Below are 24,428 nucleotides of genomic sequence, written 5' to 3'. Positions count from 1 at the left end.
TCAGAAATCGGCGCAGCCGTTGCGCTTCTCGGTATCGACGCAGCTCGACAGGTTGGGCCGCGAGCGCACGCGCGACCATTCGCGCGCCAGCACGTCGCCGCCCTGCGTCGCGCGGTCGCCGTCGAGCGGGCCGGTGGCGAAGCAGATCGGCGGCGGGCCGATGTTGCGGTCGTACACCCAGGTGGCGGGCAGGTCGCGCAGCGCGTCGGGGCGCGGCAGGTCGGGCATCTGGTTGACGAACAGGTTGCCCGGCACCACGTTGACCGCATAGCCCTCGGCCGAGGTGAAGGCGCCGTTGATCGGATACACGCCCGGCGGGCTCGCCTGCAGCGCGGGCGAGAACATGAAGCCCGAGAAGCCTGCGCCCGTGTCGCCCAGGATCAACCCCGTGACGAGGTAGCTGAAGAGCGGGTTCGGATAGCCGAAGGGCCTGCTCGCATTGCCGATGAGCACCGTGGCCACCGGCTGCTGCGCGTAGATGAAGTGGTTGGCGCCCGCCGGGATGCTCACCGCGCACAGGCCCGAGTAGGAGCAGTGGTACAGGTTGGGGTACAGCCCCGAGCCCGCGAGGCCTCCGCGCGTTTCTCCCACCCAGGTGTCGGCCCACACGCGCCACGGCGCGCCGGCGATGGTGTAGCCGCCGGTGTTCTGGAAGCGCGATCCCGCCACGAGGTCGACCCCGCCGGTGCTGCTCACGTTGGTGCCCAGCAGCAGGTCGCCGCTGAGCGTGCGCACCGCCACGGTATCGGCCGCCATCGAGCTGGCCGACACGATCTGCGGCAGGTTGCCCGCCGCGTCGTAGCCGGTGACGCTCACCGAGCCGAGCTTGACGGTGTCGACGTCCACGTAGCGGAAGGCGCCGGCCGCGCTGCCGCCGAGCGTGTCGGCGCTGACGTTGTTCGCGGCCTGATCCAGCAGCACGCTGCCGCCGGTGGAACGTGCCAGCAGCGTGCCGGCGGTGATCGGTGCCGACGCGGTCTGCGTGATGTTGCCGCCCGAGATCAGCCCCACGGTCGCGGCCGTGAGCGCGCCGCCGAGCTGGATGCCGCCTCCACCGCCGGTGTTCTGCAGCGTCAGCGCGCCGGGCACGGTGAGCGGACCCACCACGTTGATGCCGCCCGCGTGCGCATTGCTGCCGGCCACGATGGCGGGCGCGTCCAGCCGCGTGAACTCGTCGGCCGACACCGCGAAGCCGTTGGCCGCGGTGCCGCCCAGCGTGATGGGGTTGGCTGTACGGTCGACTGCGTTGCCTGCGGCGTCGACACCGCCGGAGCGCAGGTTCAGCACGCTGCCGGCGCGGACCGTGCCGGTCAGCACCACCGCGTCCGTGCTGCCGTCGTTGCTCGCGCGCAGCACCACGTTGCGGTTGCCGTCGATGCGGCCTCCGGTGCCGAGCGTGATGCCCGTGCCGTTGGCCTGCGACTCGCCCGCCACGTCGATGTCGCCGGTGCCCAGCGTGGTGACCAACGCGTTGTTGGCGATCAGCACGCCGCCCGACTTGTCGCTGGAAACGCCCGGCGTCACCAGGCCCTTGATGCCGATGTTGCCGTCAACGCTGCGCACCGTGACGTTGCTCAGGTCGACCGCCTGCACGGCCAGCGGCCCGGTGCTCGGGTCCGTCACGCCGCTGCCGATGCCCACGATGGAGATGTCGCCGCTGGTGGTGAGGATCTGGCCCGGCCCGGTGCTCGCGCCGATGCGCACCCCGGTGCCTCCGGGCGCCGTGCCCGAGATGGTCACGTCGCCAGTACTGCTCTGGATGGTGGCGCCGCTCAGCTGCACCGTGGCGGTGAAGCCCGAGAAAGTGGGCGTGCCGCGCTTGCCCGTGATCTGCACCGCGCCGCCGGGGCCAGCGTCGCCCAGCGCGGTGGTGCGCGTATCGATCGTGGTGTTGGTGATGCCGATCGCCTGGTTGCCCGTGGGGCTGGTATCGGCCGTCATCACGACGTCGCCGCCGTTGGTGGCGATCTTCGCGCCGCTCAGGAAGATCGCTCCGTTCTGCCCGCCCACGCCCGCGTTGAGCACCACGTTGAGCGCACCCGAGTTGGACTGGATCGAGTTGTTGTTGAAGGCGCTGATGTTGTGCGCCGCGTCGAGCTCGAAGGTGAGCGGCGCCGAGCCCTTGCTGCGCACGATGGCCGCATCGGTGGCGAAGGTGATGTTGCCGTCGGTCGCGAGGCCGCCGGTGCCCGTCGTGATCGTGACGCTGGTGCCGCCGTCCAGTGCGTTGTTGATGTCGCCGTCCTGGATGGTCGAGTTGGCGAGCGGGTCGAAGGGGTTGCCCGTGAGGCTGCCCGATGCGGTGCCGTGCGCGATGTTGACGTTGTACGGGTCGATGGTCCAGGTACCCGCCGTACCCACCGGCGCCGACGCATCCACGCGCAGCCCCGTCAGGTCGAAGTGCGGTGCCGAGGTCTCGATGCTGCCGCCATTGCCTCCGCTCGCGCCGCCGCGCGCCGAGATGCTGCCGTAGCCGCGCAGCGTGTCGCCGGCGATCACGTTGATCGTGCCGCCATTGCCGGAGGCCGATTTCGCGTCGGCGCGCAGGCTGGCCTGGTCGCTGATGGCGATGCTGTTGGTGGCTCGCACGTCGATGGTGCCGGACTGGCCCGCGCCGCCGGCGTCGATGGTGGTCACGTCGTCGAACGCATCGATCACGAGCACGTTGCGCCCGGCGAGACTGACGGTGCCGCCCGCGCCGGTGCTGCTCGACACGTCGAGCACCGGCACGAAGACGGTGCCCGACGGCACGTCGCGAACGTTCACGCGCCCCACCAGCACGTCGCCGCCGCGACCGTCGATGGCGATGCGCCCGCCCTCGGCGCGCACGGTGCCGCCGGCCTCCATCGCGAGCGCCACCGCCGATGCGTCTGCGCCGAGGGTCGCGACTGCGCCATCCACCGTGAAGCTCTTGCCCCCAGCCGTGCCGGAGATCGTTATGTCGCGCCCCGCGCCGGCCGTGATGCTGCCGCCGAAGATGGTCACGCCGTTGCCCGCGGCGTAGGACACGCCGCCACCGCCGTTGGCGGCCGATGCCGAGGTCAGAAAGGCGCTGTTCGCGGTCAGGCCCTGCATGTCGCCGCCGGTGCCGTCGATGGCCACGCGCCCGCCGGAGTCGATGGTCGCGCTGCGCATCGAGATGCCGCCGATGTTGCTCGTCGTCACGTCGGGGAAGGAGCTGTCGACGAAGTCCACCGTGCCGCCGTACACGGCGACCGGATCGGTGGCGGTCCAGCTGCGCGAGCTGCCGGTGATGCTCACGTCGCCGGTGCCGGTGCGCAGCACCGTGCCGTTGCCTTCGGTGTTGTCGAGCAGCACGCCGCCCGCGCCGATACCGCCCACGCCGGTGATGGCGATGTTGCCGCCGCCGGTGGTCAGGCTGGTGCCCGAGACCTGCACGCCGTCCGAACTCACGTAGTAGTTCGGGTCGCCGGCCGAACTGCTGGTGCCCTGCCCGCGCAGCACGATCGAGCCGCTGCCGCCGCAGTTGCCGGAGGCCATCGCGCAGGTGTTCAGCGAGCTGTCGAACAGCGAGACGCCCGCGCGTCCGACATTCGGTCCGCCGTCCGTGGGCGCGATGCCGCCGACCGCGTAGCCGTTGGCCGCGTCGCCCTGGCCGTAGAAGCGGATGTTGCCGCCGTTGGTGGCGATGCTCGCGTTGTTGAGTTCGATCACGCCGCCGTCGGAGCCGCCGGTCGCGTTGGCGTTGAAGTCGACGTGCAGCGCACCGCTTTCCGAGCGGATCGACGAGCCGCTGAACATCTGGATGTCGCGCAGCGAATCGACCGTGAGCCGCGCGTCGCGCCCCTCGGTCTTGACGATGCCCGCGCCGTCCTGGAACACCACGTCGTTCGACTCGCCGTCGTTGGAGCCGGTGCGCAGCGTCACGTCGGTCGCGCGGCCCAGCGCGTTGCCGATGGCGACGGAACTCACGCGCGTGTCGGCGGTGTTCAGTCCGTAGTCCGCGGGGTCGTAGACCGGCACGGTGTTGTCGACGTTGAGCGTGCCCTTCGACTCGACCACCCACTTGCCGTTGGCGCCGCTCGCGCCGCCGGCCGCATCGATCTGCGCGAGCTCCGTCACCTCCACCTGCCGCGCGGTGGTGGTGATGGTGCCGCCCGCGCCGCTGCCGGCGCCGCGCGCCTGGATCTGGCCGGAAACGTGGACGTAGCCGGCGCTCAGGTCCACCGTGCCGCCCTGCCCGTTCGCGCCGGTGGCGTTGCTGCGCAGCACCGAGTCGGCAGACATGCTCACCGCGGCGTTTCCCGTCACCTGGATGCTGCCGCCGTTGCTGCCGCTGGCGTCCGCCGCCAGGCCCGACAGCCGCACGTAGTCCGCGCTCGCGGTGATCGATCCGCCTGCCACGCCGGCCTCGGTGCCGCTCGCGTCGATGGTTCCGCCCAGCAGCATCTCGTTGCTGCGCGCGCCCGACTGGCCGCCGTCGAGCACGATCTCGCCGTTGCGGGAACTCAGCGAGCGGGCACGGATCACGCCGGTCTGGCTCACCACCAGCTGGCGCGCATCCACGTCGGCCGCGGCGGCCATCAGCACCACGCGGCCGCCGTCGGCCGCGACGTTGCCGGTGTTCATCAGTTGCGCGGTGGTGGTCTTGTCGGTGGCCTGCAGGTCGGCGAGCTTGAAGGTGGTCTGCCCGTCCAGCGGCACCTTGAAGGTGGTGAGGCCGTCGCCGTCGAAGTCCAGGTTCATGGTGAGCTTGCTGGCCGACACCAGGCCCACCGAACCGCGCGCGACGTTGATCTCGCCGTCGTTGCGCACCGAACCGCCCACCAGCGCCACGGTACCGCCCGGGCCCGCGGTGATCGACGCGCCCTGCTCCAGCCGCACCTGCGCCAGGCTGTTGGCCGGGCCGGCGAAGACCAGCGGCTCGCTCTTGTCGAAGGCCTTGTTCTCCGAACCGGCGGGCATGAAGTTGTCGTTGGCGATGTCCAGCGTGGAAGCCACCAGCCCACCCACGTTGACCGACGCGCCCTTGCCGAACACGATGCCGCTCGGGTTGATGAGGAATACGCTGCCGCCCGGCAGGTTCGGGTTGCCGATCAGCGAGGTCCGCAGCGTTCCGTCGATGCGCGAGGCCTGGATGCTCATGCCGTCGCCCACCACGCGGTTGAGCAGCACCGCGCGCGTGCTCGGCTGCGCGATGTTGACCGTGCCGCCCGCGCCGATGGAGAAGGTCTGCCAGCTCGCGATGCCGCGCAGCGACGGCTGGTTGATGTTCATCACGCTGCCGTTCTGCGTCATGGTGACGCCGCCGGCAATGGAGTTGAAGCCGGTAGGCAGCACCTGCGCCATGGCCGGCGCGGCGCCCGCGCAGATCAGCGACAGCGCGATGGGCCGCAGTTGCAGGCGCCGGAATTGCGCGCGCGAGGATGGGTTGCGTTGCTTCATTTCAGTGTTCCACCACGCTTTCGCGTGACCCGCAATGCTTGAAACCGGCCCGGACGATTCGCGGGACACCGCGCAACCGGCTCTGCCGGGCCGCCGGTGTCGCCCCCGGCGAGGGGGTTGGCGAAGCGACACGAAGTGCGCGAGGCCTGGGGGAGTGCCATTTCAGAACGCCTTGATGAGCTGCACGAAAAGGCGCGGGTTGCGCCCGCCACCGTCGGTCTGCGCCGGCGGCGTGCCGGCGCGCCAGGCCAGCGTGGCATTGATCGAGAAATTGCCCGGGCGCGACCAGCTCAGGCCCACCCCGTAGCCGCGCAGGCTGTGGCTGTTGACGCCGTCGTAGGGCGTCGGGTTGCGCACGATCTTTCCGTGCGCGGCGTCGTAGAACAGGAAGGGCGTGATCTCCTCGTTGAGCGACCAGCGCCACTCGACGGTGCCGATCACGCCCTGGTCCACCAGCAGTTCGCCGGAAGGGTAGGCACGCACAGCGCGTGCGCCGCCGAGCGCGAGCTTCTCGGACGCGTCGAGGTTCTTGCTGGCCCACTGGCCTCCGACCGACAGGTACAGCGAATGGCGCGGCACGATCGACTGCAGGCGCGAGAACTGGAAGCTCAGCTTGGTGAAGCCGCCTTCGGTGCGGTGGCCGGTGATGCCGCGGTCGAAGTCGCGGCTCTCCGGGTCGCGAATGGAGAGGTTGCCGTGGTACAGGGTGCCGGAGCTGGCCCAGTAGCCGCCGCCGAGGAGCTCGTCGCGGCGTTCCCAGGTCCAGCCCAGGCTCAGGCCGTTGACGCGCTTCTTGGAGTTGAAGTCGGCCGCGCGCAACTCGTCGGTGAGGTCCTTCACGTCCACGCCCAGGCGCAGGAACAGGTTCTGCTGGCGCTGGCGGATCAGCGGATAGCTCAGCGAGAAGTCGAGCACGTTGGCGCGCCCGCGCGCGTCGAGGTCGGCGAACTGCCCGCCCAGCTCGTAGCTCACGCGCGAAAGGCCCACGCCCGCGCGCAGCCCGCTGGTGCCGATGGGCGCCTCGTAGGCGATGCGGCCGAACTGCAGCGCGTTGCTGTTGGAAACCATCAGCCGCATGTCGAGGTTGTCGCCGATGCCGAAGGGGCTGAGCCAGCGCGCCGTGCCGCCCACGCGGTAGCGGCCCGACTCCCTGGTGCCGTGGTTGTCGCCCTCGGCGGTGAAGGCCCAGCGCGGCGCGGCGGCCACCTCGACCGAGAGGTCGGTGGTGCCGGGCTGCGTGCCCTCCTGCAGGCCCGAGGACACCTTGATGCCCGGCTGGTCCGACAGCAGCAGCATCGCGCGTTCATAGTCCGGCGCGCTCACCGCCGCACCGGGCTGCAGCGGCGCGAGGAAGCCGCGCACGCGCGACTCGGCAATGGGCGCATCGGGAGCGACGGTCACGTCGACCTTGCCCAGGCGACCCTCGATCACGCTGATCTCGACGATCCCGTCGCGCACGGTCTGCACCGGCACCACGGCCTGCGCGAGGAAGTAGCCGCGCTCCTTGTAGCGCGCGGTGATGGCCTTGGCGAGCTCCTCCAGGTCGGAGAGCGTGACGTCGCGGCCGATGTAGGGGCCGGTGATGGCCTGCAGTTCCTCGTTGCTCAGCGCCTTCACGCCGTTGAGGCGCAGGTCGTTGAGCTTGAAGGTCGCGCCGGCGGCGCCGCCCGTGTTGCGCGGCGGCGCGGGCAGGCTCTGCGGGGCTACTGCCCCCGTGGGTGCCTGCGCGATGGGGCGATCACAGCCTCCGCAAGGGTCCTTGGTCGGCAGCAGCTGTGTGCCGTTGCCGTCCGCTTCGGCGGCATGCGTGCGCTGGGCCGCGACGAGCAGCGTCGCGCTGACCAGGGCCGTGACCGCGAAGGCGATCGGCGTGATCGGCGTGGGGCGTTGGCAGGATTTCATTTCAGCCTCCCACCGTCAAACGCCAGTTGCCGATCAGGTTGAACGGCGCCCAGAAGAAGGGATGGGACATCTTGGGATCCTTCAGCACCGCGAGCTGCCCCGCCTGCATGGCCTTCTGGATGTCGCGGCCCTTGGAGAGTTCGCCGTAGAGCGTGCTCATGAGCACGGCGGTGGCGTCGTCCGACACCGGCCACAGCGATGCGATCAGGCTGGAACTGCCGGCCGAGAGGAACGAGCGCGTGAAGCCCAGCACCTCGTCGCCCTGCGCGATGCGCCCGAGGCCCGACTCGCAGGCCGAGAGCGTGACCAGCGCGGTGCCGTCCATCGGCAGCCCGAGGATCTCGTGCGCCTCCAGGAAGTTCTGCTTGCCGCCCTCGTTGGCCAGCAGGATGCGCGAATACAGCGGATCGACCGCGTCGGCCTCGGCGTGCGCCGCCACGTGCATCAGCGGCGAGCGCGCGGCCACGTCGCGGAACTGGGTCTTGGTGGCGGCCGCGCCCATGTACACCGTGTTGCGCGGGAAGAGCCGCGCGAGCTGCTTCACCTCGGTCTCGGCGCCGGGCAGGTCGTACTTGTCCTCGATGCGAGGATTGCCGAAGGCGGTGAGCGATGCGTTCACGCGCGGCGTGCGCTGCGCCAGCTGCACCGCGATGCTCATCGACGGCGCCACGGCCACCGGATGCGTCTCGATGATGTAGCGCCCGTCCAGCCGCAGCGCCTGGAACGGCAGGTAGTGCAGCGGCCCGTGCGGCACCACCACCAGCCGCTGCCCCGGCGCGAGGCCCAGCGGCCCGAGCAGCGCGGCGCCCAGTTTGTCAGCGTTGGTGATGGCGGCGCGGCGGCCGCGCACGATGGAATTGCGGAAGGTCTCGACCAGTTCGTTGAGCTCGTCGCGCTTCACCGCCACCGTCTTCTCCGCGATGCTGTCGGGGCTCACCACCCACACCACGAGGCGGTCGGGCAGCGAGTGGAACTGCACCACGCGCTCGTCGGCCGCCAGCGTGCGCTGCAGCGTGGCGAGGTCGACGGTGTTGGCGGCCTGCTCGTTGATCTTCGCGCGCCCGCGCACCGCGTCGAGCAGCGCGCGCGAGCGGCTGTGCTCGCTCACCTCGAAGGCCTGGCGCGCATCGCCCGCGTCGCTGTAGATGGACACGCCGCGCTCGAACACCGTCTGCAGGTCCGAGAACAGGCCCATCTTGAATTCCTCGCTGCGAAAGCGCGCGCGGACCTTGTCCACGTCGCCCAGCGCGCGGCCCACGGCCTCTGCGGCCGCCTGCTTCTGGCCCAGCGCGAGTTCGCTGCGCGCCACGCCGTCCCAGGCCCATAGGCGGTAATACTCGGTGTCGGCACCCACCTGCCGCGCGGTGAGCGCGCGGTAGGCATCGCGCGCCTCGGCCGGCTTGTTCTCGGCCAGCAGCAGCCGGGCGCGGGTGCGGTCGAGCTGCGCGGTCAGCGGTGCATCCTTGGGCGGCGCCATGCTGCCGAGCACCTCGCGCGCCCGGGCGGGGTCGCCCGATTCGATGAGCGCATTGACCAGCGATGCCTGCACCAGCGGCGCATAGCGCTGCGAGCTGTTGGCCAGCGCCTCGTCATAGCTGAGCACGGCACCCGAATAGTCGCCGCGGCGCGAGCGCACGTCGCCGATCACCTTCTGCACCGGGCCGACCACCAGCTTGGGATCGCGCGCCTGATGCTTGAGAGCCTCGCGTGCGAACTCCTCGGCCTTCTCGAGCTGGCCCGAGTAGCTGTAGACGATGGCCAGGTCGCGGTTGGCCATGGCCATCAGGTTCGGATCGTTGGTGGCGTTGGCCAGGTGCAGCGCCTTGCTCGCGGCGCGCACGCTCTGGCGGAACTCGCCCGCCTCGGCCAGCGCGACGGCCTGGCTGCAGTACTGATAGCCCGAGAGCTTGACCGAGTCCTGCCCGTAGAGCACCGCGCCTTCGCTGGTCAGCGCCAGCAGAGTGTCGGTGTCCGCAAGGCGGGCCTGCTCCGCCTTGCTGGCGGCGGCTTCGGCGCTCGTCGCCTGCTGCGCCGGTGCCGGAAGGCTCCAGCCCATCAGAAGAACGCCAGCCAGACCGAGCGCACCTGCGATGCCAGCACGATGACGTGCAGGGCGCTCCCTTCCCCATCTCGAAAACCACGCCATTGGACCCCCGCGTCTGGCCCTGTGGGCCCGCCGCGGCGGACCATCGACGTCGCGGGAGTGCGCGCCGTTCAGGCCTCGGGGAGAAAGTCTAGGAGCGGCCCCCAGGCGCGCCTATTCGCAATACGGTCTAGGGCTAAAGAACTAACAGGCAGCCGAAGGGCCTGCCCTGCGCATTCGGTCACGGCGCGCCGCAAAGGGTGCGGGGGGCATCGCGGCGAATACACATCGGCTTACATAATGCGCGCCTCAGAGCCCGCGCATGAACGCAGCGGGCCGCATCAGGGAGGTTCCATGTCACATCACAGCCGGGCCGGTCGGGCGCTTGCGCGCGCCCGCGCATACGCATGAAGCGGCGCAACGAAGCCACACCCCCGCCCACCGATGCACGCAAGCTTCGCCGCAGGTCGAGCCTGTGCATGGCGGGGTGCGGCCAGGCTGTCGAATGCGGACCGCTCGGCTGGTGGCCGTGCTGCTCGAAGTCCTGCCTGAAGATCTGGAAGAACCGGCCGCCGGCGATGCCTGCCGAGCGCATCGAATGGCCGCCGCGGCAGCAGGCCGCGGGCGGCGGCTAGCCGAGATTGCGGTCAGGCGGGCACGGCGTCAATGTTCGCGCGGTCCCAGTGCCGGTGCTTCGCGATGGCGGCGGCGAAGCGCTGCGCGATGCCCGAGGCGGCCGTGCTGTCGCCCAGGTTGGTGACCGGCGTTTCGGCCACCACCACGCCGGCGGGCGCGTCATCGGGCGAGGTCTGCTCGTCGATGCCCAGCGTGGCCAGCAGCCGTGCGCCCTCGCCCACCGTGCAGATCGCCTTGCAGTGCTTGTAGGCCTCAAGCACGAAGTGCACCGCATCGCCCATGCCCGCGAGCGCCGCTGCGCCCTCGGCACCGGCGGGCACCAGCACCGCGTCGAACATCACCGAGGGCGTATTGACGAAGGTCGCGTCCACCTCGATCTGCCGCCTGGATGCGCTGGCGACGGTGCCCAGGCGCGGCCCCACCACCTTGCACTGCGCGCCGGCCTGCTCGAGCGCGTCGCGGATCGGCTTGAGCGAGGCCGAGTCGACGCCGTCGGCAACCAGGATCGCGATCTTGCGCGTGCGGATGGAGCCGTCGCCGGTGTCGGCCATGCTCAGCGCGGGCGACTCGTCGATGGGCAGCGACATGCGGTGGTCGCGGAAGCCCGCCCGCCCCGCGGCCGCCCTGGCATCGGGCTCGCCGATGCCCAGAGGCTCGGCGACGCGGCGCGCGAGCTTCTCGTCCACGTGCGCGAGGTTGTCGACCATGCGCTGGCGGATGGCGGGCACATCCAGCTTCGACAACTCGAAGCGGAAGGCCGCGATGATGTGCTCCTTCTCGGCCGCGCTCTGGCTCTCGAAGAACAGGCGCGCCTGCGTGAAGTGGTCGTCGAAGGAGGCGCTGCGCCGCCGCACCTTGGGCGGGTCGATCTCCTCGGGAAAGGACTGGAAGCCGTGGCTGCCGCCGTCCACCCGGAACTCGGTGCCGCTGCCCAGGGTATTCGGCTCGTAGGCCACCTGGCCGCGCGCGATGGTCTGGCGGTGCATGCCGTCGCGCTGGAAGTTGTGGAAGGGGCACACCCCCTTGTTGATGGGCAGCTCGTGGAAGTTGGCGCCGCCCAGCCGCGAGATCTGCGTGTCGGTGTACGAGAACAGGCGCCCCTGCAGCAGCGGGTCGTTGGTGAAGTCGATGCCCGGCACGAGGTGCCCGGGATGGAAGGCCACCTGCTCGGTCTCGGCGAAGAAGTTGTCGGGGTTGCGGTTGAGCACCAGCCGGCCGATCTTCTGCACCGGCACCATCTCTTCGGGAATCAGCTTGGTGGGGTCGAGCAGGTCGAAGCCCAGCGAGTGTTCCTTGTCCTGCGGTATGAGCTGGACGCCGAGCTCCCACTCGGGGAAGTCGCCGTTCTCGATGGCTTCCCACAGGTCGCGGCGATGGAAGTCGGGGTCCTTGCCGGCGATCTTCTGCGCCTCGTCCCACGCCAGCCCGTGCACGCCGAGCTTGGGCTTCCAGTGGAACTTCACGAAGTGGCTCTCGCCGCGGCTGTTGATGAAGCGGAAGGTGTGCACGCCGAAGCCTTCCATCATGCGAAGACTGCGCGGGATGGCACGATCGCTCATGGCCCACATCAGCATGTGGGTGCTCTCGGGCATCAGCGAGACGAAGTCCCAGAAGGTGTCGTGCGCGCTCGCGGCCTGCGGCATCTCGTGGTGCGGCTCGGGCTTGACGGCGTGGATGAGGTCGGGGAACTTGATCGCGTCCTGGATGAAGAACACCGGGATGTTGTTGCCCACCAGGTCGTAGTTGCCCTCGCGGGTATAGAACTTGACGGCGAAGCCGCGCACGTCGCGCACGGTGTCGGCCGAGCCGCGCGAGCCCGCCACGGTGGAGAAGCGCACGAACACCGGCGTCTTCGCGTCCGGGTCCTGCAGGAAGTCGGCGCAGGTGAACTGCGACATCGACTTGTAGACCTGGAAGAAGCCGTGCGCCGCCGAGCCGCGCGCATGCACGGCGCGTTCGGGAATGCGCTCGTGGTCGAAGTGAGTGATCTTCTCGCGCAGGATGAAGTCTTCGAGCAGCGTGGGACCGCGCACGCCCGCCTTCAGCGAGTTGTGGTTGTCCGGGAGCTGCAGCCCCTGGTTGGTGGTGAGGGTCGTGGGGTGCTCGACGGTGAAGCCTTCGAGCTGCTGCTGCTTGGGGTTCGCGGCATCGGCGGCGCCCGCCTTCACGGCGCTGGCGCGGCGGCCCGCGGCGGCCTTGTTCTGAGGTGACATCGTGGACTTGCTCGGATCTTTCATCGCTGATGGTTCATGCAAAGGAAGGCGGGTTCATCAGCCCGCTTCGCCGTTGTCCAGGAACATGTCGAGCACGTTGACCAGGGCGATCAGGCAGATGCAGCCTGCGACCGCGGCCACGCCCCATACGAGGATCTCGTCGCCCCAGGTGCTGGTGAACGAGTCGAAAAGTGTCGAAAACTCCATGGTTCCCCTCCGTATTTCGCCCCTCTGTTGGCGAACTCACTTGCAAGAATCCGAAGGTTATGTTTCAGGCGGTGCGCGCCCCGTAGTGGCGCCCCTTTCCCCGCTGTGGGAGAAAACGCGTGGGCGCGGTAGGAGCCCGCCGACAGCGCATCGCGCCCGCCTACGAAGCTTCGCGGGTCCCGCCCGTGGGAGCCGCGCGTGCGGGTGCCTACCATGGCCTGACCATGTTGATCAGAATCGGCTTCGACATCGAACTGGAGGTGACGGCCCCCACGGCGCTGATCCACATGCTGCAGGTGCACCCCTCGCGCGAAGGCGATCTGCAGGGCGGCGAGAACCTCGTGCTCAGCCCCTCGTTGTCCACCGACAACTACCTCGACGGCTTCGGCAACCGCTGCGCCCGCGTGCACGTTCCGCAGGGCGTGACCAGCGTGCGGCTGCGCAACCATGCACTCATCTACGACACCGGCCAGCCCGACCCGGTGGACTTCGACGCGCTCCAGCACATGGCGGCCGACCTGCCGGTGGAAACGCTTCCCTTCGTGCTGCCCAGCCGCTACTGCGAGGTCGACAGCGACCTGCTGGCGTTCGCGTGGGCCAGTTTCGCGCACACGGCGCCGGGCTGGCCGCGCGTGCAGGCGATCTGCGACTTCGTGCACCGGCACCTGCGCTTCGACTACGGAAACGCCCGGCCCACGCGCACCGCGCTCGAAGGCTTGCGCGAAGGCACGGGCGTGTGCCGCGACTTCGCGCACCTGGCGATCACGCTGTGCCGCGCGATGAACATTCCGGCGCGCTACGTGACGGGCTACCTCGGCGACATCGGCGTTCCGCCCGCGCCCTACCCGATGGACTTCAGCGCATGGTTCGAGGTCTACCTGGGCGACCGCTGGTACACCTTCGACGCGCGGCACAACACGCCGCGCATCGGCCGCGTGGTGATCGCGCGCGGACGCGACGCGGCGGACGTGCCGATCACCATGGTGTTCGGCGCGAACACGCTGAAGCGCTTCGAGGTGACGACGGAGGAAGTGCCGCGGTAGGCGTTGCCCTCCCCGGAAGGGGGGAGGGAGAAATACCTTACTTGCCGCCGTAGCCGAGCAGCTTCATCGCGGCAGCGAGGCTCTTGCGGCTGCGCTCCATGCCGGCCCATGGCTTGTTGCCGGTTTCGAAGCGCTCGGCGGCGTTGGCGACGGTCCACTGCGCGGGGCCGGTGAGCGAGGGCAGTTCGTCCCACGCGAGCGGCACCGATATGCCGAGCCCCGGGCGCGAGCGCGCCGACCATGCGCTCACTGTCGTCGCGCCGAAGCCGTTGCGCAGGTAGTCGACGAAGACCTTGCCCACGCGGTTGCGCGGCCCGCTCTTGGCGACGAAGCGCGCCGGAATGGTCTGCGCGAGATGCGCCACGACGGCCTGCGAGAAGCCCTTGACGGTATCCCAGTCGTGCTGCCGCCGCACCGGCACCACCACGTGCAGCCCCTTGCCGCCGCTGGTCTTCAGGAAGGACGGCAGGCCCAGTTCGTCGAGCAGCGTGCGCACCAGCATCGCGGCCTCCTGCACCTGCGGCCATTCCACGCCCTCGCCGGGGTCGAGGTCGAAGGTCATGCGGTCGGGCCTGCCGATGTCGTCGGAGGTGGCGTTCCAGGTGTGCAGCTCGATGACGTTCATCTGCGAAGCACCGAGCAGGCCTTCCTTGGTGTCGATCTGCAGCAGCGGCTCGTGGCCCGGGTCCAGCGCAGGGTCGAGCTGGTTCACGCCGGGAATCTCGCGGGCCTGCAGATGCTTCTGGAAGAACAGCTCGCCGCCCACACCGTCGGGCGCGCGCACCAGCGACACCGGCCGGCCGCGCAGGTGCGGCAGCATGAGCTTGGCCACGCTGTCGTAATAGGCGGCGAGCTCGCCCTTGGTGATGCCGCTGTGCTTGTCGATCACGCGGTCGGCGTGGGTGATCTTCAGGGACATGGACTTGCTCTTTCCTTCACTGCGGCTCTTCGCGGGCTGCGACCTGGCAGCTTCGGCCTCGATCACGCGCACCCGCTGCGGCCGCTCGCGCCGGATCTCGCGCGCGGGCTTGTCGCTGCGCAGGCCCTGGAACACGGCCTGGCGCACGCGGTGTTCGCGCGTCCATTCGCCGAACGATATCTCGGCCACCAGCGAAGGCCTGACCCATTGCGCCTTCACGCCGCGCGGCACGGGTTCGAAGGGGCAGTCGTCGGTGGCCAGTTTGTCCAGCTTCGCCTTGATGTCGGCGAGGCGGTTCGCGTCGAAGCCGGTGCCCACGTTGCCGCAGTAGCGCAGCCGGCCGCCCGCCTCGTCGTACACGCCCAGCAGCAGCGAGCCGAAGCCGGCGCGCGTGCCCTTGGGCGCGGTGTAGCCGCCGATCACGAATTCCTGGCGCTGCTGATTCTTGAGCTTGATCCAGTCCGGCGAGCGCCGCGACACGTACGGCGAGCCCTTGCGCTTGGCGACGATGCCCTCGAAGCCGATGCGCGCGGACGACGCGAGCAGGTCGCGGGGCGAGGCGTCGAAGGCATCGCTCAGGCGCAGCGGCGCGGGCGGCTTTGCGCCGAGCAGCGCGGCCAGCCTCGCGCGGCGCTCCTCGACCGGCAGGTCGCGCAGGTCCTCGGCGTCGATGAAGGGCGCGTCGAAGAGCCAGTAGACGATGGACGAGGTGGCGCCGCGGTCGAAGGCGTTCTGCAGCGCCTGGAAGTCGGGCGCGCCATTGGGACCGTCGACGGTGATCTCGCCGTCGAGCCAGGCCGAACTGGTGGGCAGCCTGGAAAGCGCCTCGACGAGCGCGGGCAGCTTCGCGCTCCAGTCGTGGCCGTTGCGGGTGAAGCAGCGCACTTTTCCCTTGCCCTCGATGCGCGCCAGCAGGCGGTAGCCATCGAACTTGAGCTCGTAGAGCCATTCGCCGGGCGACGAAGGCGGGGAGGACGCGAGGGTGGCGAGCTGGGGTTCGAGGGTGGCGGGCAGCGCCGCCTTCTTCCTTTTGGGCTCCGCGTTCTTCGCCGGCGCGCTGCTTCCTGTCTTCGCCTTGGCTTTCTTCCTCGGCGCCTGCCCCACTTCGTCCACGCCGAGGCCGGTGATCACGCTCGCGGGCTCTGCCTCCACCACGTCGTAGTCGTCGAGCGCGCGCGCCTCGCCGTCGCGCTCCTTGATGAGCAGCCAGGGCTCGTGCGATTCGTCGCCCTTGCCATGCATGCGCACCAGCGTCCAGTGGCCATGCAGCTTCTCGCCGCGCAGCTCGAACTTGAGCTTGCCGGCCGCCAGCGCCTTGCGCGCGTCGCCGTCGGGCAGCCAGTCGCCGCGATCCCAGACGATGACGGTGCCCGCGCCGTACTGCTTGGGCGGAATGGTGCCCTCGAAGTCGGCATACGAGATGGGATGGTCCTCGACATGCACCGCCATGCGCTTCACGCCGGGATCGAGACACGGCCCCTTGGGCACCGCCCAGCTCTTGAGCGTGCCGTCGAGTTCCAGCCTGAAGTCGTAGTGCAGGTGGCTCGCGTGGTGCTTCTGGATGACGAAGCCCAGCGCGCCCTTGCCGCGCCGGCCACCGGACCTGGGCTCCGGCGTGCGGGAGAAATCGCGCTTGCCGTGGTAGCGCGCGAGCGCCTTGCGAGCGGTGGACGAAGACGAGGAGGATGGGGTGCGTGCCATGGCGTGCGGTCCTCGGCGGGCTCAGGCGGCGCGGCGGTGGCGCGCCGGCGCCCTGCTGCGCGTGGTGCCGCCGGTGCTTCTCGCGGCGGTCTTGCCGGTCTTGGGTTTCTTCGCGGCGGGGCGCCTGGGTCGCGGCTCCTCCTCCTGCTCCTCCTCTTCTTCTTCGGCATCCTCGCTCCTGGCCCTGGCACCTCCGCCCTTGCGCAGGCTGCGCTTGAGCAGCTCGGTCAGGTCGATGACCTTGGCGCCGCGGCCTTCGGCCTGTTCGCCTTCTTCCGGCTCAGGCTGCGTCACGGTCTCGGTCTGGCCGGCCTTCACCTTCTTTTCGACCAGCCGCAGGATCTCGTCCTTGAATTCGTCGCGGAATTCCTCCGGGTCCCACTCGGCGCTCATGTCCTCGACCAGTTCCTTCGCCATCTCGAGTTCGCGCGGGCGCAGGCCGGCCTTCTTCGCGTCTTCGGAGGGCAGCGGCAGGTCGGTCCACGGGCGGATGTCGGCGCCCCAGCGCAGCAGGTTCAGCACGAGGCCGGGGCCCACGGGCACCAGGGCGGCCAGATGCTGCTTGGTCTGGATGACGACGCGGGCCACGCCCACGCGTCCGCTGCGCTGCAGGGTCTCGCGCAACAGCGCATACACCTTGGCGCCTCGGTTGATGGGCGCCACGTAGTAGGGGCGCTCCAGGTACACGAAGGGAATGCCGTTGGCCGGCACGAAGCTCTCGATCTCGATGGTCTGCGTGGTCTTCGGGTAGGCGGCGGCGATCTCCTTGTCGCTGAGCACCACGTACTCGCCGCTCTCGTACTCGATGCCTTTCACGATCTGCTCGCGCGCGATCTCGCGGCCGGTCTTCTTGTTGATGCGCTTGTAGCCGACGGGGTCCATGGTCCTCTTGTCGAGCCAGTCGAAGTCGATGCCGTGGTCGACGGTGGCCGAATACAGCGCCACCGGTATGTGGACGAGGCCGAAGCTGATGGCGCCCTTCCACAGGACGCGCGGCGCGGGTGCTTTTTTCGAGACGGGCATGTGCTGCACACTCCTTCCCCCTCGAATGTGCGCCGCCCCGGCGCGCGCGATGTAGGAGCGCGGCCCCAGGCGCCGTCAGGCCGCGCCGGTGGCTCCGGCGGCCCTGGCGACAGGTCCGAGCTGGCGTTCGCTGGGGCGCGCGAAGTAGAACCACTCCGCCCCCGGCAGCGCCATCGCGTTGGGGAACACGATGAAGCCGTCGTCCGGCGCGCTCAGCAGCGTGCCGTCGTGGCGCATGCCGATGGGCTCGCCGCGCTGCACTTCGTCGAAGGTGGCCCAGTCGCGCACGAAGCTGTCTTCCTCGTGCAGCCGGTCGGTCACGCTGGCAAGGCGCAGCAGCTTCGGCGGCTGCGCGGGGCCGCCCGACAGGCCCTCGGGCAGCGCGGCCATGCCCAGCAGTGCCAGGGTGCGGCGGATGGCGCGCCACGCCACCTCGGGCGCCTGCGGGTCGAGGTGCTGGCCGCATTCGAGCGTCACGCCATAGCCGCCGCGGCTGCGGATGTATTCGTTGGTGCCGCGGCCGAAGTCGAGCTCGGCCTCGCTGGCCGGTGTGCCGCCCGCGCGCTGCGCGAGGCCGGCGGCGTAGATGTCGAGCCAGCCCTCCACCACGATGGGCGTGCCGATGTGCAGCGCGAGCTGGCCTTCCTCGTAGGAGCGGGCGAAAGGCTCCAGCGTGCCGGCGTTGTCGCGCGGGCCGATCATCGCGAAGGCCTCGCCCTCGCTCTGGAAGGAATGCAGGTCGAGCAACACCTCGTGGCGCTCGATGATCGGGGCCAGCACGTTGGTCACGCGGGCTTCGTAGTCGGCCGGCGACCCGGTCGGCCGGAACATGCGGTTGAGGTTGCGCTCGCCCTCGCGCTGCAGGCGGCGCCGCGCGAGCGGGTTGGCCACCGGCACCATGGTGAGTTCGCCGCGCAAGAGCCGCAACGAGCCGGACTCGAATTCGCCCAGCACGCGCTCGATGCCCAGGGTACCGGAGATTTCGTCGCCATGCACGCCGCCCATCACGAGCAGCCGGGGACCGGCGTTCAGCGAGGCGAACGAATGGATGCGCAGGCTGTCGGTTGCCGCGTCGGCGAAAGGATCGGAAGACATCCGGGGATTATTGCGGAGCCCCTCGCCCGCAGGCAAAAGCGCTATGCGTTCGATAGCAGCAGGCTGCGACCCGCAAAGGCCGAGGCAAGGCCTACAGGGAGTGCCTCGGCCGTCCTACCGGGCAGGCCGAAGCGCCGGCGCAGGCTCTGTGGCTGTCGAAAGGAGTCCATGCATGAACAGCAAGAGCAACCCCGGCAAGGCGCAGCCCAACGATCCGCTGAAGGATGCCGGCGGCGGCAACACCAAGGTGGAGCAGGGCGGCGAGTCGTCGCCGCGCCTGCCGCACGAGCGCGACCAGTCCTCGGACAGCCAGCAGGCCAGGGAAGGCAGCCAGCCCGAGATGGGCCGCAAGGCCCATGACGACGTGGAGCGCGGCGTGGTCGACACCGACCGCGGCCCGCCCAGCGACCGCGTCTACAACGAGAAGCTCAAGCGCTGACGACGCCCGCGAGCTGCTTGCGCATCTCGGAAATGACGGCGCCGTAGTCCTTGGCGTTGAAGATCGCGCTGCCGGCCACGAAGGTGTCGGCGCCGGCGGAGGCCACGCGCGCGATGTTGTCGGCCTTGATACCACCGTCCACCTCCAGGCGGATGTCGCGCCCGCTCTGCTCGATGCGCTTGCGGGCCTGTTCGATCTTGCGCAGGGCCGAGTCGATGAAGCTCTGGCCGCCGAAGCCGGGGTTGACACTCATGATCAGGATGAGGTCGATGTCGTCGATGGCCCAGTCCAGCGCCTCCAGGCCCAGCCCCGGGTTGAACACCAGCCCGGCCTTGCAGCCGGCCGCCTTGATGGCCTGGATGCTGCGGTGCGTGTGGGGCGAGGCGTCGGGGTGGAAACTGATGTAGTCGGCGCCCGCTTGCGCGAAGGAGGCCGCCAGGGCGTCGACCGGCTGGATCATGAGGTGCACGTCGATCGGCACCGCGGTACCGTCGGCGGTCTTGGCGTAGGGCTTGAGCGCCTGGCAGATCATCGGGCCGAAGGTCAGGTTCGGCACGTAATGGTTGTCCATCACGTCGAAATGGATCCAGTCGGCGCCGGCCGCGATCACGTCGGTCAGTTCTTGGCCGAGGTGCGCGAAGTCGGCGGACAGGATGGAAGGCGCGATGCGGAACGGGGTGCTCATGGACCCCATTCTCGCAGCCGGCGCAAGCCCGACAAAAGGCCTGCGTTAGCCTCCGTTACCATCCGCCCCATGTCACACAGCCCCTTCAGCGTACAGGTCGAACCCCGCTACCTTGCCGACCAGTCCTCGGCCAAGGACAACATCTACACTTTCTCGTACACCGTCACCATCACGAACACCGGTCCGGTGTCCGCCCAGCTGATTGCCCGCCACTGGCTGATCAACGACGCCTCGGGGCATTCGCAGGAGGTGAAAGGGCTGGGCGTGATCGGCCAGCAGCCGCTGCTGGCGCCCGGCGAGACCTTCCGCTACACCAGCGGATGCCGCCTGCAGGCTTCGAGCGGCACGATGCACGGCAGCTACTTCGTGGTGACCGAGGAAGGCGAACGCTTCGACGTGCCCATTCCGATGTTCGTGCTCGAGGCCGACATCGGCGGTGCGCCCGTTTCGCGGGTGTTGCACTAGGTACGCTCCCAGGCTTCGCGCACTTCGTGCCGCTGCGCCACCCCCCTCGCCGGGGGCAACACCTGCGGCCTGGCAAAGCCAGTTCCGCGCTGTTCCCGGCCCTTACCTGACTTGACCCGATCCTTTCCATGGCAGCCGCATCGCGCGACTTGCAGGGGCTGCTTGCCGGCCTCGATCCCTCGGCCGACGTGGCGCAGCGCCACATCTGGCTCATCGACATCTTCGACTGGGTGCGCGGCGACCGCGCCTCGCCGCAGGCGGCCGTCGGCCGCGTGCAACTGCTGCTGGACGCCGTCGAGGCGCGGCCCGAGCTGCGCGAGCGGCTGCGCGCCTGGTGGCGCGTCTTCACGCAGACGGTCGACCTCACCACGCTCCTGGCCGACTACGGCTTCGCCCCGCGCACCGCCTTCGCCAGCGAGCTGAGCGAGCGGCTGCGCCGCAAGATCCTGCCCGGCACGCCCGAGACCACCGACGCATCGGACCTGTTCCGCATGGTGCTGCCCGGCGTGTTCGACGCGGGCTGGATCGCCCTGCTCGACGAGACGCAGCTCGGCCGCATCGGCGCCCTGCTGGCCGACGCCGCACTCGATGAAGACGGCGCGCCGCGCTGGCGCCACACGGTGATGGACGCCGTCACCTACTGCAGCAGCCAGGTCGTGGCCGCCGGCTTCTCGCCCGAGCTGCGCCTGCGCATGAGCACCGACGCGGTCGGTGAAACGCGCCCCTTCCACGCGCTGATGGCCGACCTCGACGAACTGCGCGAGCAGATGTTCGACCGCCCCGGCGAGCCGCGCGACGAAGAGGCGCTGCAGGCCGCCTTCGTGGTCTTCCGCGACCGGCTGGACGCCTGCCGCGCGGCCGCCGCCTCGGTCTACACGCACCTGGAAGACAACGGCATCTCCGTCGGCCTGGTGTTCCGGCTGCGCCAGCTGCGCGAGCGGGTGCTGCGCATCCGCGAGCTGCTCGACTGCCTGATGGCGGCCAACCCCGGGCCCAGCGTGGCGCGGCTGGTCGGCCGGCTGGTGCTGGCCGGCGGCGAGCGCAACAGCATCCGGGCGCTGATCGCCTCCAACTCCTCTATGCTGGCCGCCAAGGTGACCGAGCGCAGCGCCGAGACCGGCGAGCACTACATCACCCGCGACCGTGCCAGCTACCTGCAGATGGTGAAGAAGGCGGCTGGCGGCGGCGCTTTCACCGCCCTCACGGTGCTGCTGAAGTTCGGCATCTACGCGCTGGGGCTGTCGGCCTTCTGGAGCGGCCTGAGCGCGGGGCTGATGTACGCGGCCAGCTTCGTCGCCATCCAGCTGCTGCACCTGACGCTGGCCACCAAGCAGCCCGCGATGACGGCGCCGGCCATGGCGGCGCGGCTTCGCCACATCAGGTCGGACGCGGGCGTGGACGATTTCGTCGACGAGGTCGCCAACCTGGTGCGCTCGCAGGTGGCGGCGGTGCTGGGCAACGTGCTGGTGGTGGTGCCGGCGATGGCGGCTGTCACGCTGCTGTTCCAGTTCGCGCTGGAACGGCCCCTGCTGGACGCGGCCCATGCGGCGGCCACGCTGAAATCGCTTTCACTGGCCGGGCCGACCGCGCTTTATGCGGCAATCACCGGCATCCTGCTGTTTTCGGCCAGCATCATCGCCGGATGGACAGAAAACGCCTTTGTCCTGCATCGACTGGACTCTGCAATGCGTTACAACCCCCGCATCGGCGCTTTTCTCGGCGCCGCACGGGCTCGTCGCTGGGCCGATTTCATGCGCACCAACATTTCAGGCTTCGCCTCCAACATCTCGCTGGGACTCATGCTCGGGCTGCTGCCCGCGTTCGCGGGTTTCTTCGGGCTCGGGCTGGACGTGCGACACGTGACACTGTCGGCCGGACAGATCGCCGCCGCGGCGGCATCCACCGGCCTGGCTGTGTTGCAGCAGCCTGCGCTGTGGTGGGCGGTGGCGGCGATCCCGGTCATTGGCGCGCTCAATGTGAGCGTGAGTTTCTACTTCGCTTTCCGCCTGGCGCTGCGCGCGCACAGCGTGAGCCTCGGTGACCGCGCGCGCATCCGCAGCGCGATCTGGGCCCGCTGGCGCAGCCGTCCGGTGAGCTTTTTCCTTCCTGGATGAATTTGACGAGCTTCTTCAACGATCTGCTGGGTTTCTGGTCCGAGTGGGTGCGCCCCTCGGCCGGCCTGCCCACCGTGCTGTGGTCGCTGCTGCTGGCGGCGGCGGCGGCCTCCGGCCATCTCGTGCAACGCTACCTCGGGCTGCCCAAGGTGATCGGCTACTCGCTGGTCGGGGCGGTGGTGGGCTTCGCCGGCTTCGAGGGCGCGATCTGGCCGCTGCGCGGCATCAGCCTCTTCCTGCTCGAGCTCGGCGCGGCCGTGGTGCTGTTCGAAGCCGGCGGGCGGCTGCCGCTGCGCTGGTTCCGCCACAACCCGATGGTGCTGGTGCAGAGCCTGCTCGAAGCCACGCTCACCTATTTCGGCGTTTACTGGATGCTCACGCTGCTGGGCCTGCCCGAACCGGTGGCCAATCCGATCGCGCTGATGGCCATCGTCGCCTCGCCGGCGGTGCTCAGCCGCGTGATCATCGACACCCGCGCCGCCGGCCCCGTGACCGAGCGCGCGATGACGCTGGCCACGCTCAACACCTTCTATGCCCTGGCGCTGGGCTACGCGCAGGCCGGGCTGATCGAGCGCGCACCGCAGACCATGCTGCAGAAGCTCTACCCGGTGGCGGTGGTGCTGGGCCTGTCGTTCGTGGTGGGCGCGATCATGGCGCTGGCGCTGCGCTCGGCGCTGCGGGTGATGAGCCCGTCGAGCGAGAACACCTCCATCCTGCTGCTGGCGATCATCGCGGCCGGCGCGGCGCTCACCGCGCACGTGGGCGGCTCCGCGCCGCTGGCGGCGCTGATCGGCGGCGTGCTGCTCAAGACGCTCAACCCCAAGCCCTGGGCCTGGCAGCGGCAGCTGGGCACGGCCTCCTCGCTGCTGACCATGCTGATGTTCGTGCTGGTGTCCATCGTCGCGGCGCAGGCCGACTGGACCCTGCCGGTGGCCAGCGTGGTGCTGGCCGTCATCGGCATCCGCCTGCTGACCAAGATCGCCGGCGTGGCCGTGGCCAACCCCGGCAGCGGCGCGAGCTGGAAGCAGGCTTTCTGGGTCGGCTGCGCGATGTCGCCGCTGTCCTCCATCGCACTGCTGATCGCCTCCAACTTCGCCACCGCCTCGCCGCTGCTGGGCACGATGATCACGCAGGTGGCGCTGCCCTCGATCCTGCTGATGGAGGTAGTGGGCGCGGTGCTCGCCACGCTGGCCATCCACGCGGTGGGAGAAAGTTCGGTGCCCTGGGCGCCACGGGCCTTCAGCATCACCGAGGACACGCAGCGATGAGCACCACCGCAACCACCCCCATCGACCCGGACAGCGACGACGTGCGCTCGGCGCCGCTGCCTGCCGACCCCGCGAGCCGCGCGGTCAAGCTGGAGCCCTTCAACAAATCGGAGGCGCTCTCGCTCGGCGTGGAACTCGAGCTCCAGCTGGTGAACACGCACGATTACGACCTCGCCCCCTACGCCGAGGACATGCTGCGCCTGATGGCCCAGACCCCGTTGCCCGGCAGCGTGGTGCCCGAGATGACCTCGAGCATGATCGAGATCTCGACCGGCATCTGCCACTCCGCGCAGGACGTGATCACGCAGCTCTCGCCGATCCGCGAGGCGCTGATCCGCAACGCCGACAAGCTCAACATCGCGGTGGTGGGCGGCGGCACGCATGCCTTCCAGCAGTGGCACGAGCGGCGCATCTACGACAAGCCGCGCTTTCGCGAGCTCTCGGAGCTGTACGGCTACCTGAGCAAGCAGTTCACCATCTTCGGCCAGCACGTGCACATCGGCTGCCCCGACGCCGACGCGGCGCTGCTGATGCTGCACCGCATGTCGCGCTACATCCCGCACTTCATCGCGCTGTCGGCGTCGTCGCCCTTCGTGCAGGGGCAGGACACGCAGTTCGACTCGGCGCGGCTGAACTCGGTGTTCGCATTCCCGCTCTCGGGCCGTGCGCCCTTCACGCTGAGCTGGAAGGAGTTCGAGGCGTATTTCGAGCGCATGACCCGCACCGGCGTCGTGCGCAGCATGAAGGACTTCTACTGGGACATCCGCCCCAAGCCCGAGTTCGGCACCATCGAGATCCGCGTGTTCGACACGCCGCTCACGGTGGAGCGCGCCGCCGCGCTCGCCGGCTACGTGCAGTCGCTGGCCGCGTGGTTCCTGCAGGAGCAGCCCTTCGAGCCGACGGAAGACGACTACCTCGTCTACACCTACAACCGCTTCCAGGCCTGCCGCTTCGGCCTCGACGCCGTGTACGTCGACCCGGCCACCGGCCAGCACATGCCGCTGCGCGACCACATCCTGATGACGATGACCCAGCTCGAATGGCACAGCGAGGCGCTCAACGCCACCAAGGCGCTGGGCGAGCTGCGCACCAGCGTGGAGTCGAACCGCAACGACGCGCGCTGGCTGCGCGAGAAGCAGGGCAAGGAACGGCTGCTGGCGGAGGTGGTGCGGCAGGCGGCGCTGCGGTTCCGCGGGCAGGGCTGAGCCGCGCCGCAGCGCTTATGCTCT

16 protein-coding genes are annotated in these 24,428 nt (G+C 69.7%); 7 read left to right on the top strand and 9 right to left on the bottom strand.

Translation table 11 applies throughout. The annotated features are described in order from the left end of the window. The 3 genes from ABL843_RS03220 to ABL843_RS03210 form a co-directional block, all read right to left on the bottom strand. On the bottom strand, positions 1–5,406 hold the full coding sequence (locus ABL843_RS03220) for a filamentous hemagglutinin N-terminal domain-containing protein (protein ID WP_418118951.1): 5,406 nt from the start codon (positions 5,404–5,406) through the stop codon (positions 1–3). 162 nt (positions 5,407–5,568) lie between these two features. Next, positions 5,569–7,308 carry a ShlB/FhaC/HecB family hemolysin secretion/activation protein gene (locus tag ABL843_RS03215; protein WP_418118950.1) on the bottom strand — a complete coding sequence of 580 codons (1,740 nt, stop codon included), beginning with the start codon at positions 7,306–7,308 and terminating at the stop codon, positions 5,569–5,571. Between the two features lies 1 nt (position 7,309). Next, positions 7,310–9,364 (bottom strand): CHAT domain-containing protein, encoded by a 2,055-nt coding sequence (locus ABL843_RS03210; RefSeq protein WP_369659818.1) that lies wholly within the window; start codon positions 9,362–9,364, stop codon positions 7,310–7,312. Between the two features lie 434 nt (positions 9,365–9,798). Between ABL843_RS03210 and ABL843_RS03205 the strand changes: the two genes are divergently transcribed. Continuing rightward, entirely contained in the window at positions 9,799–10,026 is a 228-nt protein-coding gene (locus tag ABL843_RS03205) for a hypothetical protein (protein WP_184639960.1), read from the top strand. A gap of 12 nt (positions 10,027–10,038) precedes the next feature. On the opposite strand, the gene katE is transcribed toward ABL843_RS03205, so the two are convergent. Next, positions 10,039–12,240, bottom strand: a complete 2,202-nt coding sequence (gene katE, locus ABL843_RS03200) for a catalase HPII (RefSeq protein WP_418118948.1) — start codon at positions 12,238–12,240, stop codon at positions 10,039–10,041. A gap of 57 nt (positions 12,241–12,297) precedes the next feature. Next, positions 12,298–12,447 (bottom strand): hypothetical protein, encoded by a 150-nt coding sequence (locus ABL843_RS03195; RefSeq protein ID WP_019655668.1) that lies wholly within the window; start codon positions 12,445–12,447, stop codon positions 12,298–12,300. A 224-nt stretch (positions 12,448–12,671) separates the two neighbouring features. On the opposite strand from ABL843_RS03195, the gene ABL843_RS03190 reads away from it, so the two are divergent. Beyond that, the gene (locus tag ABL843_RS03190; RefSeq protein ID WP_418118947.1) at positions 12,672–13,490 is read left to right on the top strand and encodes a transglutaminase-like domain-containing protein; all 819 of its coding nucleotides are present in this window, start codon (positions 12,672–12,674) and stop codon (positions 13,488–13,490) included. A 37-nt stretch (positions 13,491–13,527) separates the two neighbouring features. Here ABL843_RS03190 and ligD read toward each other — a convergent pair whose 3' ends face one another. From ligD to ABL843_RS03175, 3 genes are all read right to left on the bottom strand, one after another. After that, positions 13,528–16,110 carry a DNA ligase D gene (ligD, locus tag ABL843_RS03185; protein ID WP_418118946.1) on the bottom strand — a complete coding sequence of 861 codons (2,583 nt, stop codon included), beginning with the start codon at positions 16,108–16,110 and terminating at the stop codon, positions 13,528–13,530. 21 nt (positions 16,111–16,131) lie between these two features. Then, a complete protein-coding gene (locus tag ABL843_RS03180) occupies positions 16,132–17,133 on the bottom strand; it encodes a Ku protein (RefSeq protein ID WP_418118945.1) in 1,002 nt (333 codons plus the stop codon). 75 nt (positions 17,134–17,208) lie between these two features. Continuing rightward, positions 17,209–18,228, bottom strand: coding sequence for a succinylglutamate desuccinylase/aspartoacylase family protein (locus tag ABL843_RS03175; RefSeq protein WP_418118944.1), 1,020 nt, complete (start codon positions 18,226–18,228; stop codon positions 17,209–17,211). Positions 18,229–18,400: 172 nt separating this feature from the next. Here ABL843_RS03175 and ABL843_RS03170 point away from each other — a divergent pair, with 172 nt between their 5' ends. Beyond that, complete coding sequence (locus ABL843_RS03170; protein WP_418118942.1) at positions 18,401–18,667, top strand: hypothetical protein; 267 nt, start codon at positions 18,401–18,403, stop codon at positions 18,665–18,667. On the opposite strand, the gene rpe is transcribed toward ABL843_RS03170, so the two are convergent. After that, a complete protein-coding gene (rpe, locus tag ABL843_RS03165) occupies positions 18,657–19,352 on the bottom strand; it encodes a ribulose-phosphate 3-epimerase (protein WP_418118941.1) in 696 nt (231 codons plus the stop codon). The genes ABL843_RS03170 and rpe overlap by 11 nt on opposite strands. Positions 19,353–19,421: 69 nt before the next feature. Here rpe and apaG point away from each other — a divergent pair, with 69 nt between their 5' ends. From apaG to ABL843_RS03145, 4 genes are all read left to right on the top strand, one after another. Continuing rightward, the gene (apaG, locus tag ABL843_RS03160; protein WP_184639972.1) at positions 19,422–19,817 is read left to right on the top strand and encodes a Co2+/Mg2+ efflux protein ApaG; all 396 of its coding nucleotides are present in this window, start codon (positions 19,422–19,424) and stop codon (positions 19,815–19,817) included. 128 nt (positions 19,818–19,945) lie between these two features. Next, positions 19,946–21,931, top strand: coding sequence for a site-specific recombinase (locus tag ABL843_RS03155; RefSeq protein ID WP_418118940.1), 1,986 nt, complete (start codon positions 19,946–19,948; stop codon positions 21,929–21,931). After that, positions 21,928–23,199 carry a cation:proton antiporter gene (locus ABL843_RS03150; protein ID WP_126022169.1) on the top strand — a complete coding sequence of 424 codons (1,272 nt, stop codon included), beginning with the start codon at positions 21,928–21,930 and terminating at the stop codon, positions 23,197–23,199. Before ABL843_RS03155 ends, ABL843_RS03150 begins: the two co-directional genes overlap by 4 nt. Then, complete coding sequence (locus ABL843_RS03145; protein ID WP_184639976.1) at positions 23,196–24,404, top strand: YbdK family carboxylate-amine ligase; 1,209 nt, start codon at positions 23,196–23,198, stop codon at positions 24,402–24,404. The genes ABL843_RS03150 and ABL843_RS03145 overlap by 4 nt, the downstream gene beginning before the upstream one ends. Positions 24,405–24,428: the final 24 nt, after the last annotated feature.

The sequence above is a fragment of the Variovorax sp. 350MFTsu5.1 genome (assembly GCF_048302515.1).
Lineage (GTDB): Bacteria > Pseudomonadota > Gammaproteobacteria > Burkholderiales > Burkholderiaceae_C > Variovorax > Variovorax guangxiensis.
Note: the sequence above shows the minus strand (reverse complement) of the source record. Positions and strands in the feature narration are given on the sequence as shown.